Origin of the sequence: Mobilicoccus caccae, from assembly GCF_030161635.1 — a bacterium.
Classification (GTDB): Bacteria; Actinomycetota; Actinomycetes; order Actinomycetales; family Dermatophilaceae; genus Mobilicoccus; species Mobilicoccus caccae.
This window is the reverse complement of sequence record NZ_BSUO01000001.1, coordinates 3,356,809-3,370,858: the sequence shown is the minus strand read 5'-3', so window position 1 is coordinate 3,370,858 and position 14,050 is coordinate 3,356,809. Positions and strand designations below refer to the sequence as shown.

General features: G+C 70.7%; 11 protein-coding genes. 2 read left to right on the top strand and 9 right to left on the bottom strand.

Annotated features, from left to right (window positions below; translation table 11 throughout):
- Positions 1 to 48: 48 nt before the first annotated feature.
- Complete coding sequence (locus QQK49_RS16530) at positions 49 to 1,311, top strand: alpha/beta fold hydrolase (protein WP_284304891.1); 1,263 nt, start codon at positions 49 to 51, stop codon at positions 1,309 to 1,311.
- A gap of 158 nt (positions 1,312 to 1,469) precedes the next feature.
- Here the strand turns inward: QQK49_RS16530 and QQK49_RS16525 are convergent, their stop codons facing one another.
- The 9 genes from QQK49_RS16525 to QQK49_RS16485 all read right to left on the bottom strand — a co-directional run bounded on the left by QQK49_RS16525 (position 1,470) and on the right by QQK49_RS16485 (position 13,057).
- Positions 1,470 to 1,868, bottom strand: coding sequence for a VOC family protein (locus QQK49_RS16525; protein WP_284304890.1), 399 nt, complete (start codon positions 1,866 to 1,868; stop codon positions 1,470 to 1,472).
- 19 nt (positions 1,869 to 1,887) lie between these two features.
- Entirely contained in the window at positions 1,888 to 2,685 is a 798-nt protein-coding gene (locus QQK49_RS16520; protein WP_284304889.1) for an AraC family transcriptional regulator, read from the bottom strand.
- A gap of 183 nt (positions 2,686 to 2,868) precedes the next feature.
- Positions 2,869 to 4,530, bottom strand: coding sequence for a thiol reductant ABC exporter subunit CydC (cydC, locus tag QQK49_RS16515; protein WP_284304888.1), 1,662 nt, complete (start codon positions 4,528 to 4,530; stop codon positions 2,869 to 2,871).
- The gene (locus QQK49_RS16510; protein WP_284305937.1) at positions 4,527 to 5,774 is read right to left on the bottom strand and encodes an ABC transporter ATP-binding protein/permease; all 1,248 of its coding nucleotides are present in this window, start codon (positions 5,772 to 5,774) and stop codon (positions 4,527 to 4,529) included. The genes cydC and QQK49_RS16510 overlap by 4 nt, the downstream gene beginning before the upstream one ends.
- 575 nt (positions 5,775 to 6,349) lie before the next feature.
- The gene (locus QQK49_RS16505; RefSeq protein WP_348536220.1) at positions 6,350 to 7,420 is read right to left on the bottom strand and encodes a M1 family metallopeptidase; all 1,071 of its coding nucleotides are present in this window, start codon (positions 7,418 to 7,420) and stop codon (positions 6,350 to 6,352) included.
- 14 nt (positions 7,421 to 7,434) lie between these two features.
- Positions 7,435 to 7,821 (bottom strand): hypothetical protein, encoded by a 387-nt coding sequence (locus QQK49_RS16500; RefSeq protein WP_284304887.1) that lies wholly within the window; start codon positions 7,819 to 7,821, stop codon positions 7,435 to 7,437.
- A gap of 129 nt (positions 7,822 to 7,950) precedes the next feature.
- A complete protein-coding gene (locus tag QQK49_RS16495; RefSeq protein WP_284304886.1) occupies positions 7,951 to 10,377 on the bottom strand; it encodes a molybdopterin-dependent oxidoreductase in 2,427 nt (808 codons plus the stop codon).
- Between the two features lie 116 nt (positions 10,378 to 10,493).
- The gene (cydB, locus tag QQK49_RS16490; protein ID WP_284304885.1) at positions 10,494 to 11,579 is read right to left on the bottom strand and encodes a cytochrome d ubiquinol oxidase subunit II; all 1,086 of its coding nucleotides are present in this window, start codon (positions 11,577 to 11,579) and stop codon (positions 10,494 to 10,496) included.
- Between the two features lie 14 nt (positions 11,580 to 11,593).
- Entirely contained in the window at positions 11,594 to 13,057 is a 1,464-nt protein-coding gene (locus QQK49_RS16485; protein ID WP_284304884.1) for a cytochrome ubiquinol oxidase subunit I, read from the bottom strand.
- A 323-nt stretch (positions 13,058 to 13,380) separates the two neighbouring features.
- Here QQK49_RS16485 and QQK49_RS16480 point away from each other — a divergent pair, with 323 nt between their 5' ends.
- A complete protein-coding gene (locus QQK49_RS16480) occupies positions 13,381 to 14,043 on the top strand; it encodes a class I SAM-dependent methyltransferase (RefSeq protein ID WP_284304883.1) in 663 nt (220 codons plus the stop codon).
- Positions 14,044 to 14,050: the final 7 nt, after the last annotated feature.

Genomic DNA, 14,050 nt, shown 5'->3' with positions numbered 1-14,050 from the left:
CGGTGGAAGTCGCGGCGGGGGAGCCGGGCCTGGTCCTACGGTGGGCTCATGAGCCAGCCGACCAGCGAGTACTCCGTCCTGCCGGGCCTGCGGGTCCGTGACCATCGGATCGAGGTGCCGCTGGTCCACGACGACCCGGCCCGCGGGACGATCGAGGTGTACGCGCGGGAGGTGGCCGCGCCCGATGGGACGGACCGCCCGTTCCTCGTCTTCCTCCAGGGCGGCCCGGGGTGCGAGGCGCCTCGTCCGAGCGGATTCCCGTCCTCCCCACCCTGGTTGGAGCGTGCGCTCGCCGACTACTGCGTGCTCATGCTCGACCAGCGCGGCACCGGACGCTCCACGCCGTTCGGGGAGGCCGACCTCACGGGCGACGGTGCGCCGGACGCCGCCGGGCTCGCTGAACAGCTCACGCACTACCGCGCGGACGCGATCGTCGCCGACGCCGAGGCGATGCGGGAGCACCTCGGGGTGCAGCGGTGGAGTCTGCTCGGCCAGTCCTTCGGCGGATTCACCTCGCTGCACTACCTCTCCACTCACGCCGACCACCTGGCGGAGGTGTATTTCACCGGCGGTCTGCCGCCCGTGGGGCGCCCGGTCGACGAGGTGTATGCCCGCACGTACGGGCACATGGCCCGCAAGAGCGAGCTGTTCTACCGGCGCCACCCCGGCGCGCGCGAGCGGATGGTCGAGGTCCTCGCCGCCTGCGAGCGCGGCGAGGTGAGGCTGCCGAACGGCGACGTCGTGACGCCGCGGTGGTTCCGCACCCTCGGCCACCTACTGGGCGGCACCGGCGGGTCCGACCACCTGGCGCACCTGCTCGAGGGCGACGTGCGCGCACCGTGGTTCCGCCACGATCTGGCCGGTCTGTTGCCGTTCGGCGGACGCAACCCGCTCTACGCCGTCGTGCACGAGTCGTCGTACTGCGACGGCGGCCCGACGGACTGGTCCGCGGCCCGCACCTACCCCGAGGCGTTCGCCGAGGACGAGACGCTGCTCACCGGCGAGCACCTCTACCCGTGGCACTTCGAGGTGAGCAGCGAACTCGCGCCGTTCGCGCAGGTCGCAGGCTGCGTGGCCGAGGTCGACTGGCCGCGTCTGTACGACGCCGACGTGCTGCGGAGCGTGAACGTGCCGTGCGCGGCGGCGATCTACGCCGACGACGTGTACGTCGACCGTGAGTTCTCCGAGCAGACCGCGGCGTTGCTGCCGAACATGCGGCCGTGGATCACCAACGAGTACGAGCACAACGGCCTGCGCATCGGTGGCGGCACGATCCTCGACCGCCTCATCCGCCTGGCGAAGGACCGCTGAGCCCGAGCCATACCCCACCCTCCCCACCCTTCCCACCCTCCACCTGAAACAGCAGGTGAGGTCTGAAACAGCAACGCCTGCGTCGCTGTTTCGCCCTCACCTGCTGTCTGAGATGGGATTTGGGGGCGGATTCTCCGGCGGTGGGCGTGCGCGTTCGGTCAGACGCCGGCGTAGGAGTCGATGTTCCAGAAGTTGCCGTCGAAGTCGCGGACTCCGGCGCTGCGGCCGCCGTAGGGCGGGTTCTGGGGTTCGACCGCCATCTCGGCACCTGCGTCGATGGCCCGCCTGAGCGTCTCGTCGACGGCCGCGTCGGAGTCGACGACGAGGTTGCAGACGCCGGTTCCCGGTCGGAACTGCTTGGCGTCGTCGCCCTCGCGGACCGATCCGAGCATGACGCCGCCGTTGTCCCGCCATTGCAGTTGCGCGTGGTGGACGAGCTTCGGGTCCTTCTCGTCGCGCACGACGAGGCGTTCGGTGAATCCCAGTGCGGCGAGGAAGGTCAGGGCGCGGTCGGCGTCGGAGTAGCGGAGGCAGTGGTGCAGCTGTGGTGTGTTCATGTCTCCACCCTCGTCCGGATCAGAGGATCGCGTCTTGGACGAATGGGTCGTCCTCGGGACCCTCGATGACGGCGAAGTCCGCGAGGGTCTCGAGCGGGGTCATGTCGGCCAGGGCTCGCCAGTCACGGTTGAGGTGCGGCTGGTCGGCGTACCCGGCCAGTGCCGCGGAGTCGGCCGGGGAGTGGCCGGCCTTCAGCAGGTCACGGGCTCGATCGAACCGTGCGACGCGGCGGGCCTGGGAGGGTGTGAGGCCGATCTCGGTGCGGAACTCCGTGAGCAACCGGCGGCGCGAGAGCCCGACCTCGTCGGCGAGTTCCTCGACCCTGACCCGACCGGCGCTCTCGTGCACCCGCGCCCACGCGTGGGCGACCTCTCGACGCATCGGGTGCGCGTCGAGGCGGGCGAGGCGCGCCAGGAGGGCGTCGTCGAGGAGTCGGAACCGCTCGGACCACGACGCGTCCTGCAGTCGCCGTTGGACCGCGGCGGGCAGGCCGTGCGTCTCGTCCAGGATCTCCCCGGCGAAAACCCCTGCGGGAGTACCGAACAGCGCCCGTGACCCGGCAGGGGTCACGGAGAGTTGGATCCCGCACTGGCGGCCGTGGGTGTGGATCAGGGTCGGCCGGGTGTGCAGTCCGCCGAGGAGCGTGGGGAACAGGCTGGGCGGTCCTCCGTCGAGCCATCCGCAGTCGATCGGCTCGTCGAACGCGATGATCACGGTCAGAGCGGTCGAGGGCAGGCCGTGATGGGTGGCCTCGGGCGCGAGGAAGTAGTCGTACCCCACGCACGACTGCACGTACGGCTGTAGGGGCTGCGGCATCGGATGCACGTACGACGGCATGCCTCACCGTAGGGCGCGGGAGAAGCACCCCGCCAGCCCGAGACGTCGGCGTGAGCGGCTTGGCCACGATGGCCCGGCATCAAGCGGGACCCCCGCGAAATCCACTTGAGACAGTACGTGACGCTGAAACAGCCGCTCAGGCGCTCCTGTTTCACCCTTCTCCTACTGTTCGAGGTGGAGAGAGACGACGCGGGTGGCGTCGTCCAGGCCCTCGGGGCGGTGGGTGACGAGCACGATGCTGCGTCCGTGAGCCGCCTCGAGCAGGTCGGACATGACGGCGACCGCGGTGGGGTGGTCGAGGTGGGCGACGGGCTCGTCGAGCAGCATGACCGGACGGGCCGACAGGATCGCCCGGGCGATGCCGATGCGTGCGCGCTCCCCTCCGGAGACGCCGCGCCCGCCGGTGCCGAGCCGCTCGTCCAGACCGTTCGGGAACGCCTCGAGCAGGGGGCCGAGACCGGCCAACCGCAGCGCTCGCACGATCTCCTCGTCGCTCGCCTCCGGCCTGGCCAGGCGCAGGTTCTCGCGCACGGTGGAGGCGAAGACGTGCACCTCGTCGTCGACGATCGCCAGGCTCGTGCGCACCTGGGCCGGAGGCTGCGCGAGGGCGTCGAGGTCGCCGAGTCGGTAGCTGCCGGAGGTGGGGTCGAGGTGGCGGGCCAACGCTGCGAGCAAGGTCGACTTGCCCGACCCGTTCGGGCCGACGACCCCGACGAACTCCCCGGGGGCGACGTCGAGATCGGCGTCGGTCACCGCCGGGCGGCCGCCGTCCCAGGTCGCGGACAGAGCGCGGACCTCGACGGCCGGCCGCGCGCCCGCGCTCGGACCCTCCGGATCCGCAGGGACGTCGGAGTGCGCCGCCGCGGGTTCCTGATCGAGCAGCGCCGACAGACGCTCCGAGGCGCCCTGCGCGCGGGCCAGTGCACCAACCGCGTCGGGGATCGCGCCGACGACCTCGCCGAGCGCGATGGGCGTGAGCACGAGCAGTGCGGCCAGCGCGACCGGCAGGCCGACCTCGATCCACGGCATCACCACGAACACCATCCACACGGCGTGACCGGCGGCGACGAGCGGAACGAGCCCGACACCGATCGCGCGACCCCACGACTCGGCGCGGACGGCCCGGGTCAGCCGCGTCTGCGCCTCGTCCAACCAGGCCAGCGCCCGATCCTCAGCCCCGATGGCGGCCAGCTCGGCGCCGTCGCGGGTCACCATCGCCGCGAGGTCGGCCACACGGGCGCGCGCGGCGACGACCTCGGCCTGGGTGCGTCGCTCGATCCACCAGTCGAGGGCTCCGACGATCAGCGTGACGAGCACGACCGAGACGATCACCGGCACGGCGTGGACGAGGAAGAACGCGTCGATGAGCGCGGCGGCGAGTCCTGCGATGACGAGCGCGACCAGGGGGACGACGACCCTCACCTGCGCGTACGCGACGTCGTCGAGGTCGTCGACGACCCCCGACAGCACGTCACCGCGGCCACGGCGTCCGAGGCGTGCCGGTGTGAGCGGGATGAGCCGGTCGTACACGCGTGCCCGCTCCCCGGCGAGGGCGGCGAGGGCGGCGTCGTGGGACTTCACGCGCTCGACGTACCGCAGCACCGGCCGGGCCAGGCCGAACGCCCGCACCGAGACGATCACGGCCAGGAGCGTGAGGATGGGCGGACCGAACGAGGCGGCCACGATGAGCCACCCCGACGTGGCCGTCAGCGCGACGCCCGAGGTGAGGGCCAGGCCGCCGATGATCGCGGCGGGCATGATGCCGGGCACGAGCCGCGGCACACGGAACGGCGTTCGGGTCGTCTCCGGTGTGGGCCGGGTCATCGCGCACCTCCGCCCACGGTCGAGGCGATCTCGATGCGCGCGTCGGCCACCTCGACCAGGTGCGGCCGGTGGGAGACGGCCAGGACGATCCGCTCCTGCGCCGCGCGCCGGATGACGTCGACGACGAGCGCCTCGGTCTGCGCATCGAGGTGCGCCGTCGGCTCGTCGAGCAGGATCAGCGGGGCCGGGGACAACAACGCCCGGGCGAGGGCGAACCGGGCCCGTTGCCCGGCCGAGAGACCGAATCCGTCGTCGCCCAGAGGCGTGTCGAGGCCCTCGGGCAGCGACGCGAGCACCTCGGTGAGCCCGACCTCCTCCAGCACCGCGGCCAGGTGGTGGTCGTCGAGGTCGGCGCCGTCCCCGACCCCGAGCAGCAGGTTGTCGCGCATGGATGCCGGCGCGAGGAAGGGGCGCTGGGTCACCAGATGCGCGGGCGGGGCGTCGATCTCACCGGAGGTGGGCCGCCGGAGCCCGGCGACGATCTCGAGCAGCGTGGTCTTGCCGGCGCCCGAGGGCCCGATGAGCACCGTGAGTCCGCTCGTGAGGTCGAGGTCGATGCCCGACAGCACCTCGGGGAGGTCAGGTGCGTAGCGAAAGCCCAGGTCACGGGCGATGACGCGCTCGCCGCCCCGCTGCTGGGTGCGTTGTGGCCGGTCGAGGACCGTCGCGATCTCGTCCAGGGCCGCGGCGCCGTCGGCGGCGTTGTGGAACTCCGCGCCGACGCGCCGGATCGGCCAGAACGCCTCGGGCGCCAGCAGGATCAACGCGAGGGCGACCTCGAGGTCCATGCGACCGGTGGCCAACAACAGGCCGGTGATCACGGCCACGATGGCGACCGAGATCGTCGCGAGGAACTCCAGCGCGGCCGAGCTGAGGAACGCGATGCGCAGCGTCTCGACGGTGGCCTTGCGGTGGTCCTCGCTGACAGCGCGGATCGTGGCCGACTGCCGGTGGGCCCGGGAGTAGCCCACCAGGGTCGGCAGGCCCTTCATCACGTCGAGGAAATGGCCCGAGAGCTGGGACAACGCCGCCCAGCGCCGGTCGGTCGCGTCGCGGGTCGCGTGACCGATGAGCGCCGCGAACAGGGGCAGGAGCGGCAGCGTGAACACGGGGATGAGCGCGGTCCAGGGGTGCAGCGCGAGCATCGCCACGACCGCGGCGAGCGGGATGACCGCCGCCGCGATGAGTGAGGGCAGATACCGGGCGACGTACGGCTCGACGCTCGTGGTGCCCTGGGTGAGCAGGGTGAGGGTGGAGCCCGCAGCGGGGACGCCCCGGCCCGTGCCCGCCTCGGTGACAGTGGTGGCGGGGGTGGTGGCAGCGGTGGCGTCACCGTCGACGGCGGACCCCCGATCGGCGCGTGGTCACCGTCCAGGCCACCGTGGAGGACCCGTTCGGCCAGGCGCGTGCGCAGTTCGCCGGAGACCGCGGCGCCCGTTCTGGCGGCGAGGATCTCGGTCCCGGCGTGCGAGAGTCCCCGCAGCGCGAACGTGCCGAGGACGGCGACCAGTGCGGCGGTGTACGGCTCGGATCGCACGACGACGAACACGAGGTGGGCGACGGCGAACGCCTGGGCGATGGCCGTCAGGCCCGAGATCGTTCCGAGGACGCCGAGACCCACGATTCCCGACCTCGCTCCCGGGGCGAGGCGCAGCAGTCGGGGGTCGAACGGCTTCATGTCTCCAGTTCAGCACGACCACACCGATTCCCCGGGCACGCCATGCGTCCCTCGCGAGGCCCGTCGTTCCGACACCCCACACCACGACGCCGAGACCGCCGCCTATAGGCGGCGGTCTCGGCGATCAGGAGGCGTGACCGGTCAGGACTTGGGGATCATTTCGGCGGGAAAGCCGAGCTCTGCCGACGGCTTGGGCTTGCCGGCGGTCGAGAGCCACGCGCGGAAGAAGGGCCGGAGGTCCTCATCCGACTGCTTGCTCGCGTAGGCGATGAACTCCTCGACCGTCGCGTTGCCGTAGCGGTGCTTCTTGGCCCATCCGCGGATGATCGAGTGGTAGGCCGGGTCGCCGACCCTGTTGCGCAGCGCCTGCAAGGTCATGGCGCCGCGGTCGTAGACGGCGCCGGCGAACTCGTCGCCGGGGCCTGGGTCGGTGAGGATGACGTTCCAGAACTTGGTGTCGCTCGCCGGGCGGGCGTCGTACATCTCCTTGAACGCCGCGTTCGCCGACGGGCCGCCGTGGGTCTCCTCCCAGCGCCATTCGGCCCACGAGGCGAAGCCCTCGTTGAGCCAGATGTCCTTCCAGTTCTTGACGCTGACGGAGTTGCCGAACCACTGGTGCGCGAGCTCGTGGACGACGATGCCGATGTTGGGGCCCTTGGTCCAGTACTCCTGGGGGTACACCGGTCGGGTCTGGTTCTCGAGGGCGAAGCCGGGCTTGCCGGCCGGGACGACGCCGCCGGTGGCCTCGAACGGGTAGGGCCCGAACTGGGTGGCGAGCCAGTCGGTGACCTCGGGTGTGCGGGCCAGGTCGGCCGCGGCACGCCGGGTCGTCGGGTTCTTCTCGACGGTGACGGCGTTGAGCCACGGGATGCCCTTGGCCGAGACGCCCTTGGTGATCTTCATGTCGCCGATGGCCATGAACGCGAGGTAGGTGGTCATGGGCTTGGTGGTGCGCCAGGACCACGTGTCGGTCTTCTTGCCGTAGGTCGTGCGGCGCAGGGTGCCGTTGCTGATGGCCTCGAGGCCCTTGGGCACCGTGATGTCCATGCTGTAGGTGGCTTTGTCGCGGGGGTGGTCGTTGCTGGGGAACCACCAGGCGGCGATCTCGGGCTCACCCAGGGCGATGGCGCCGTTCGTGCTGGTCACCCACGGCGTGTAGTCGTCGACCTTGGTCTTGGCGGGCACCCCGGCGTAGGTGACGACGACCTTCATCGTCGACCCCTTCTTCACCACCGAGGGTCGGATGACGAGCTCCTGGTCGCCCTTGCGCGAGAACTTGGCCGGCTTGCCGTTGACGGTGACCGAGCCGGCGGGGAGGACGAGGTCGAGGTTGAAGCGGTTGAGGTCCTGGTGGCCTTGGCGGTGACGGTGGTCTTGCCGGTCAACAGCCCCGTCTTGGGGGTGTAGCCGACCTTGATGTCGTAGTGCTGGACGTCGTAGCCACCGTTGCCGTAGTCGGAGTAGTACGGGTCGCCGATGCCGGGTGCGCCGGGACTCGGGGCCGCCTCGGAGGCGACGGCGAGGCTCGAGGTGGCCGAACCGACGAGGCCGAACGCCGCGAGGGCGGCGACGGTGGCGCGCAGGGTGTGCCGCGCGGCCGGGGATGTCCGCATGGGGTGCTCCTGTCGGGAACGAAAGGGTGAGCGTGTCCTGTCCTACCCCGGATCGTCGCGCTGCGGAAGACGATCAGGAGTTTCGGTCGCGATGCGGGCATGGGACCCACGGACGAAGGACACGGTGGGTCACACCGGCGGGTCGAAGGCGAGGACGGGTGGAACGGGCCCGTCCCAGCGTTCGATCTCGACGAGGACGTGCTGCCCGGTGCAGGCCTGCGCGAGCCCGGAGGTGCCCCGGTCGGCCGTGAGGACGTTGGGGTTGCCGTGGACGCAGGTCCCTTCGGCGAGCCCGGCCGCGCCCGCCTCGGGGCCGTGCCGGGCGGGGTCGTAGGGGTCGAACCAGGCGCCTGTCGAGAGCTGCACGACTCCCGGCCGTAGTGCGTCGGACAGCACGGCACCGGCCAGGCACGCGCCCCGGTCGGTGAACACGCGCACGACGTCGCCGCAGCCGATCCCGCGCGCCGCCGCGTCGACGGGGTGCAGCCGGATCGGTTCGCGCCCGGCCACCTTGGAGGCCTGCGAGGTCGCTCCGTGGTCGAGCTGCGAATGCAGGCGGGTCCGCGGCTGGTTGGCCACGAGGTGCAGCGGCCATCGGCGCGCGCCCTCACCACCCAGCCACTCGGTTGGTTCGAGCCAGGTGGGGTGGGGCGGGCAGTCCGGGAGGTCGTAGCCCTTGATGACGTCGCTGAACAGCTCGATCCGCCCCGAGGGGGTGGGCAGCGGGTGCGCCGACGGGTCGCGCCGGAAGTCCGCGAACGCGACGATCGGGCCCATCGTCGGCAGCTCGACACCGCCGGCCTCCCACACCTGCGCCAGGTCGGGCAGGGTCGGCGCCTCCGCGCCCGGAGGCACGATGCGACGGCGGGTCAGGTCCTCGCGCCACGTGTCGTAGAGGTGCTCGATCCACTGCCGGGCGTCGCGGCCCTCGGTGAAGGCCTCGCCGAATCCCAGCCGCTCGGCGAGGGCCGCCAGGATGTCGTAGTCGTCGCGTGCCTGCTCGTGACGGGGGACGGCCGCGGCCATGACGCCGAGACGTCCGGAGGCGCGTGTGCCGGCGAGGTCGTCGCGCTCGAGCGAGGTCGTCGAGGGCAGGACGACGTCGGCGTGCCGGGCCAGCGGGGTCCAGTACGGGTCGTGGACGACGAGCGTGTCGAGCCCGCCCAGCGCGCGCCGCAGGCGTCCGAGGTCCTGATGGTGGTGGAAGGGGTTGCCGCCCGCCCACACCATCAGACGGATGTCGGGGTAGGTGTATGTGCCGCCGTCGTAGGTGAACGTGCCGCCGGGGCGTTCGAGCATGTCGGTGACCCGGGCGACGGGGATGAAGTCGGTCACCGGGTTCGCGCCCTGCGGCAGGGAGGGCAGCCGGAACGCCGTCGGATGCAGGCCGGGCTTGTTCATCGAGCCGTACCCGTTGGCGTACCCGCCGCCGGGCAGGCCGATCTGCCCGAGGAACGCGGCCAGCGCGAGCGCCGCCCACAACGGCTGCTCGCCGTGCTCGGTGCGCTGAAGCGACCAGGTGACCGTGACGGTCGTGCGGTGGGCGGCCATGAGCCGCGCCAGCGCCACGATGCGGGAGGCGGGCACCTCGCAGAGGCGAGCGGCCCACTCGGGGGTCTTGGCCACCCCGTCGCTCTCACCGCGGACGTAGGCGCGGAACGCCTCGGCCCCGACGCAGTACCGCTGCAGGAACGCCTCGTCGGCCAGCCCCTCGGCGTCGAGGACGTGGACGAGGGCGAGCATGAGCGCGACGTCGGTGCCCGGGCGGATCGGGATCCATGCCGCGCCCGCGTCCGCGGCCCTGTCGAGTCGACCCGTGCCCGCGAACCAGTCGTCGCCGACCTCCCGGGCTCCGCCGAGGTCGTCGGCGATCGGGGTGATCGCCACGATGCGGGCTCCGGCGTCCTGCAGCGCCGCCAACCCGGCGGGGGTGGGGTGAGGGCCGGACCCGCCGCTGTCGGTGCCGGTGTTCTTCAGCGGCACCCCGCCGAAGCACACGAACACCTCGCACTCCCGCGCGAGGACGTCCCACGTGGTCGCGAGCTGGGTGAGCACGGATTCGGGCGCGATGACGTGCGGGAGGATGACCTCGCTGGCGCCGGTGGAGTAGCTGTTGACCGAGCCGGTGTAGCCACCGAGTCGGTTGAGGAAGCGGTGGACCTGGCTCTGCGCGTGGTGGAACCGGCCGGCGCTGGCCCACCCGTAGGAGCCTCCGTAGATCGCGGAGTTGCCGAACTCGCGCACGACCCGCGCGTATTCGCCGGCCAGGACGTCGAGTACCTCGTCCCACGGCGGCTGGACGAAGGAGTCCCGACCTCGCCGGGAGGAGGGGCCGGGACCGTCCTCCCACCACCCGCGCCGGACGGCGGGACGGGCCACGCGGCTGCGGTGCGTCACCGAGCCGGGGATGTTGCCGAGCAGCGGGGAGGGCGCGGCGTCACCGGACCACGGCGTGACGTCCGCGACGTCGCGGCCCTCGCGGTCGGTGCGTGCGGTGTACGTGCCCCAGTGGGCGGCGTGGGGAACACCCGAGGCGGGTCCGGCGACATCCGTCATGCCCTCAGGCTGTCACTTCGCGCTCCCCGGGTCACGGGCCTTTCGCGAACACACCTGCGGCCGTGCTCCCCCGATCGGAGGAGCACGGCCGCAGGGTGCGGAGCCCGGCGAGGAGATCAGGCCTGCACGCGCTCGCGGGTCGGGCCGACGTCGGGGATGTGGCTCGTGGTGAGCCGGCGACGGAACACCCAGTACGTCCACGCCTGGTAGCCGATGACGACGGGCGTGAAGATGACGGCGACGACCGTCATGATCTGCAGCGTCATGTCGCTGTTCGCGGCGTAAAAGCCGACGCCGTCGCGCACGGTCGTCAGGGAGGCGGCCGGGTCGAGGGTCGAGGGCATCACGTCGGGGAACAGCATGAGGAACAGCGACCCGACGGCGAACAGCGTGGCGAGGAAGGTGCCGAGGAAGGCGAAGCCCTCTCGCCCGGCCTTGTTGGCGAGCAGTCCGGCGACCAGGGCGATCGCGGCGAGGATCGTGAAGACCCAGGCGGCGATCTTGTTGCCGGTCTCGATGTTCGTCCACGCGAGGAACGCCACGGCGAGCGCGGCCGAGACCAGGCCGAGCTTGCCGGCGAGGGCGCGGGCGTCGTGCCGGATGTCACCGTCGGTCTTCAGCGCCACGAAGATCGCGCCGTGGGTGAGGAACAGGAACAGGGTGGTGAGGCCACCGAGGAGAGCATGCGGGTTGAGCAGCGTGAGCAGGTTGCCCGCGAACTCCACGCCCTGGCCGAGCTCGTTCTCGCGGATCCGCAACGGCGTGCCGCGCACGATGTTGGCGAACGCGACACCCCACAGCAGCGCGGGGAGGAACGAGCCGAAGACGATCATCTTGTCCCAGTTGGCGCGCCACCCGGTGGTCTCGCCCTTGCCGCGGTACTCGAACCCCAGCGCGCGCACGATGAGCGCGACGAGGATGAGCAGCAGCGCCAGGTAGAACCCGTCGAAGAGGGTGGCGTACCACTCGCGGAACGCCGCGAACGTCGCACCGCCGGCGGTGAGGAGCCAGACCTCGTTGCCGTCCCAGTGCGGGCCGATGGTGCCGAGCATGACGCGCTTGCGGCGCTCGGTGTCCTGGGCGTCCTTGCCCTTGCCGAGGATCGGCAGGAGCATGCCGACGCCGAAGTCGAATCCTTCGAGGCAGAAGTAGCCGATCCAGAGGACGGCGATGAGGATGAACCAGACGACTGCGAGATCCATGTCGGGGCCCCTTGTCAGTAGGTGTAGACGAGGGGTTCGTCCTCGCCCACGCCCTGGGTGATGGCCTCGGTGGGCTCGCCGATGTCCTCGGCGCCGAGACGGATGTACTTGAGCAGTAGCTTGACCTCGACGACCGCGAGGACGCCGTAGAGCAGCGTGAAGACGATGAGTGAGGTGAGCACCTCACCGGCGGACGTGCGCGGGGAGACACCGAACTCGGTGAGCATGACGCCCATGACGACCCACGGCTGGCGGCCCATCTCGGTGAAGATCCACCCGAAGGAGTTGGCCAGCAGCGGGAACAGCGGCGCGCCGATGATGGCCCAGTGCCACCACGCCGGCTTGAGCGATCCCTCGCCGGCGGACTTGCGGGTGGCCCACAGCGCGAGGGCGGCGACGCCCATCGAGACGAACCCGAAGCCCATCATGAAACGGAACGTCCAATAGGCGACCGGCACGTACGGGGTGTAGTTCGTCGCCTGATCGTTGGTCAGAGCGTTGCCCGAGTACTTGGCCGCGTAGTCGTTCTGGATGTCGTTGATGCCGCGGATCTCGGCGCCGAAGTCGCCCTTGCCGAGGTAGCTGAGCAGGCCGGGGATCTGGATCCAGTGCGTGGCCTCGGTGCCTTCGAGGTTGCCGGTGGCGAAGACGGAGAAGGGTGCGGCCTTCTCGTTGTGGTAAATGCCCTCGGCCGCCGCCATCTTCATGGGCTGGACCTCGGTCATGACCTTGCCCTGCAGGTCACCGGTGATGACGACGCCCAGTGACGCGATGAGGGTGACGACGGCGCCCACGCGGGCGGCCTTGCGGTACAGCTCGCGGTACTCGCGGTTTTCGGCCCGACCGAGCGCGCCGCGGCGCAGGTGCCAGAGCGCGACGGCCATGACGAGCGCGCCGGCCGTCATGTAGGCCGCGGTGACGACGTGCGGGAACGTCACCCACTGGACCTTGTTCATCATCACGGCGACGAAGTCGGTCAGTTCCGCTCGGCCGTTGGCGGGGTTGATGTGGTAACCGACGGGGTTCTGCATCCAGGAATTGGCGGCGAGGATGAAGAACGCCGACATCACCGTGCCGATGTGGACGAGCCACATCGTGGCCGCGTGCAACTTCTCGGGAATGCGGCCCCAGCCGAAGATCCACAGACCGATGAACACCGATTCGAGGAAGAACGTCAACAGCGCTTCGAGCGCCAGCGGCGCTCCGAAGATGTCGCCGACCATGCGGCTGTAGTCGGACCAGTTCATTCCGAACTGGAACTCCTGCACGATTCCGGTGACCAGACCGAGCGCGAAGTTGATGACGAAAAGCTTGCCGAAGAACCTGGTCAGCTTGTACATCTGGGGGTTATGGGTGCGCACCCACGAGGTGTGGAAGCCGGCGACGATCGCCGAGAGCCCGATCGTGATCGGCACGAAGAGGAAGTGGTACACCGTGGTGATACCGAACTGCCATCGTGCGAGTTCAAGTGCGTCCATTCCCACATCCTCCGAATCGGGGTGGGCAGGCGACGCGCGTGGAGTTGGATTCCCCTGCGGCCCGTCCCTCCCCAGACGTGCCCGACGCGCGGCAGATGCCACCCGTCGACGACAGAATCGGCCGATATGCGGGCATTCCCCAGGGACTTAGGTCCTCAGGTGAGGTGGCTTATCGCAAAGGGAATTACCGGGCAAAATCAATATCATTGAGCCGCAACGAAATTCGCTCTGGACCGCCCTCGGTGGCCGGAGCGTGAGGAATGCGCGAGACTGCGGTGACGGTCCCCGCGGGCCGTGCACACGCGACGCCGAAGGAGTAGGTCATGGACGCGGCAGCCTGGGACGAGCGCTACACGGACGAGCAACTCGTGTGGGGGAGCGACCCGAACCGGTGGGTGGTGGCCGAGTTGGCCGCGCTCACTCCGAGCACCGCTCTCGACCTGGCCTCCGGGGAGGGTCGCAACGCCATCTGGCTGGCCTCCGAGGGCTGGTCGGTGACCGCCATCGACTTCTCCGCCGTCGCCGTGGACCGCGCCCGGGGTCTCGCGGACGAGGTGGCGAAGCGCAGCGGCCGCGACCTCGACATCACCTGGCGGGTGGAGGACGTGACGACCGCCGAGGTCACGCAGTCGGCCTACGACGCCGTGCTCGTCAGCTACCTGCAACTGCCCGCCTACGAGCGTCGCGGCGCCATGCGCACGGCCGCCCGTGCGCTCGCCCCCGGCGGGGTGCTGCTCGTCGTCGCACACGACACGAGCAACCTCACCGACGGCTACGGCGGACCCCAGGACGCGGAGGTCCTCTACTCTGCCGCCGACGTCGAGGAAGACCTGCAGGACTACCTCACCTCCGGCTCCCTCGTCATCGAGCGCTCCGGCCGCGTCGCACGAGAGATCGAGACCGACGACGGCCCGGTCATCGCCTGGGACCTGCTCGTGCGTCTCAAGGGCCGCGACATCCACAAGGGCGAGGTCACCTTCGGCTGATCGGGCT

Bases quoted from the DNA above. Each gene is read 5' to 3' on its own strand.
- QQK49_RS16530 (WP_284304891.1), top strand. From the start codon at position 49: ATGAGCCAGCCGACCAGCGAGTACTCCGTCCTGCCGGGCCTGCGGGTC.
- cydC (WP_284304888.1), bottom strand. From the start codon at position 4,530: ATGACCCGGCCCACACCGGAGACGACCCGAACGCCGTTCCGTGTGCCG.
- QQK49_RS16485 (WP_284304884.1), bottom strand. From the start codon at position 13,057: ATGGACGCACTTGAACTCGCACGATGGCAGTTCGGTATCACCACGGTG.
- cydB (WP_284304885.1), bottom strand. From the start codon at position 11,579: ATGGATCTCGCAGTCGTCTGGTTCATCCTCATCGCCGTCCTCTGGATC.
- QQK49_RS16500 (WP_284304887.1), bottom strand. From the start codon at position 7,821: ATGCGGACATCCCCGGCCGCGCGGCACACCCTGCGCGCCACCGTCGCC.
- QQK49_RS16520 (WP_284304889.1), bottom strand. From the start codon at position 2,685: ATGCCGCAGCCCCTACAGCCGTACGTGCAGTCGTGCGTGGGGTACGAC.
- QQK49_RS16495 (WP_284304886.1), bottom strand. From the start codon at position 10,377: ATGACGGATGTCGCCGGACCCGCCTCGGGTGTTCCCCACGCCGCCCAC.
- QQK49_RS16505 (WP_348536220.1), bottom strand. From the start codon at position 7,420: ATGAAGGTCGTCGTCACCTACGCCGGGGTGCCCGCCAAGACCAAGGTC.
- QQK49_RS16480 (WP_284304883.1), top strand. From the start codon at position 13,381: ATGGACGCGGCAGCCTGGGACGAGCGCTACACGGACGAGCAACTCGTG.
- QQK49_RS16525 (WP_284304890.1), bottom strand. From the start codon at position 1,868: ATGAACACACCACAGCTGCACCACTGCCTCCGCTACTCCGACGCCGAC.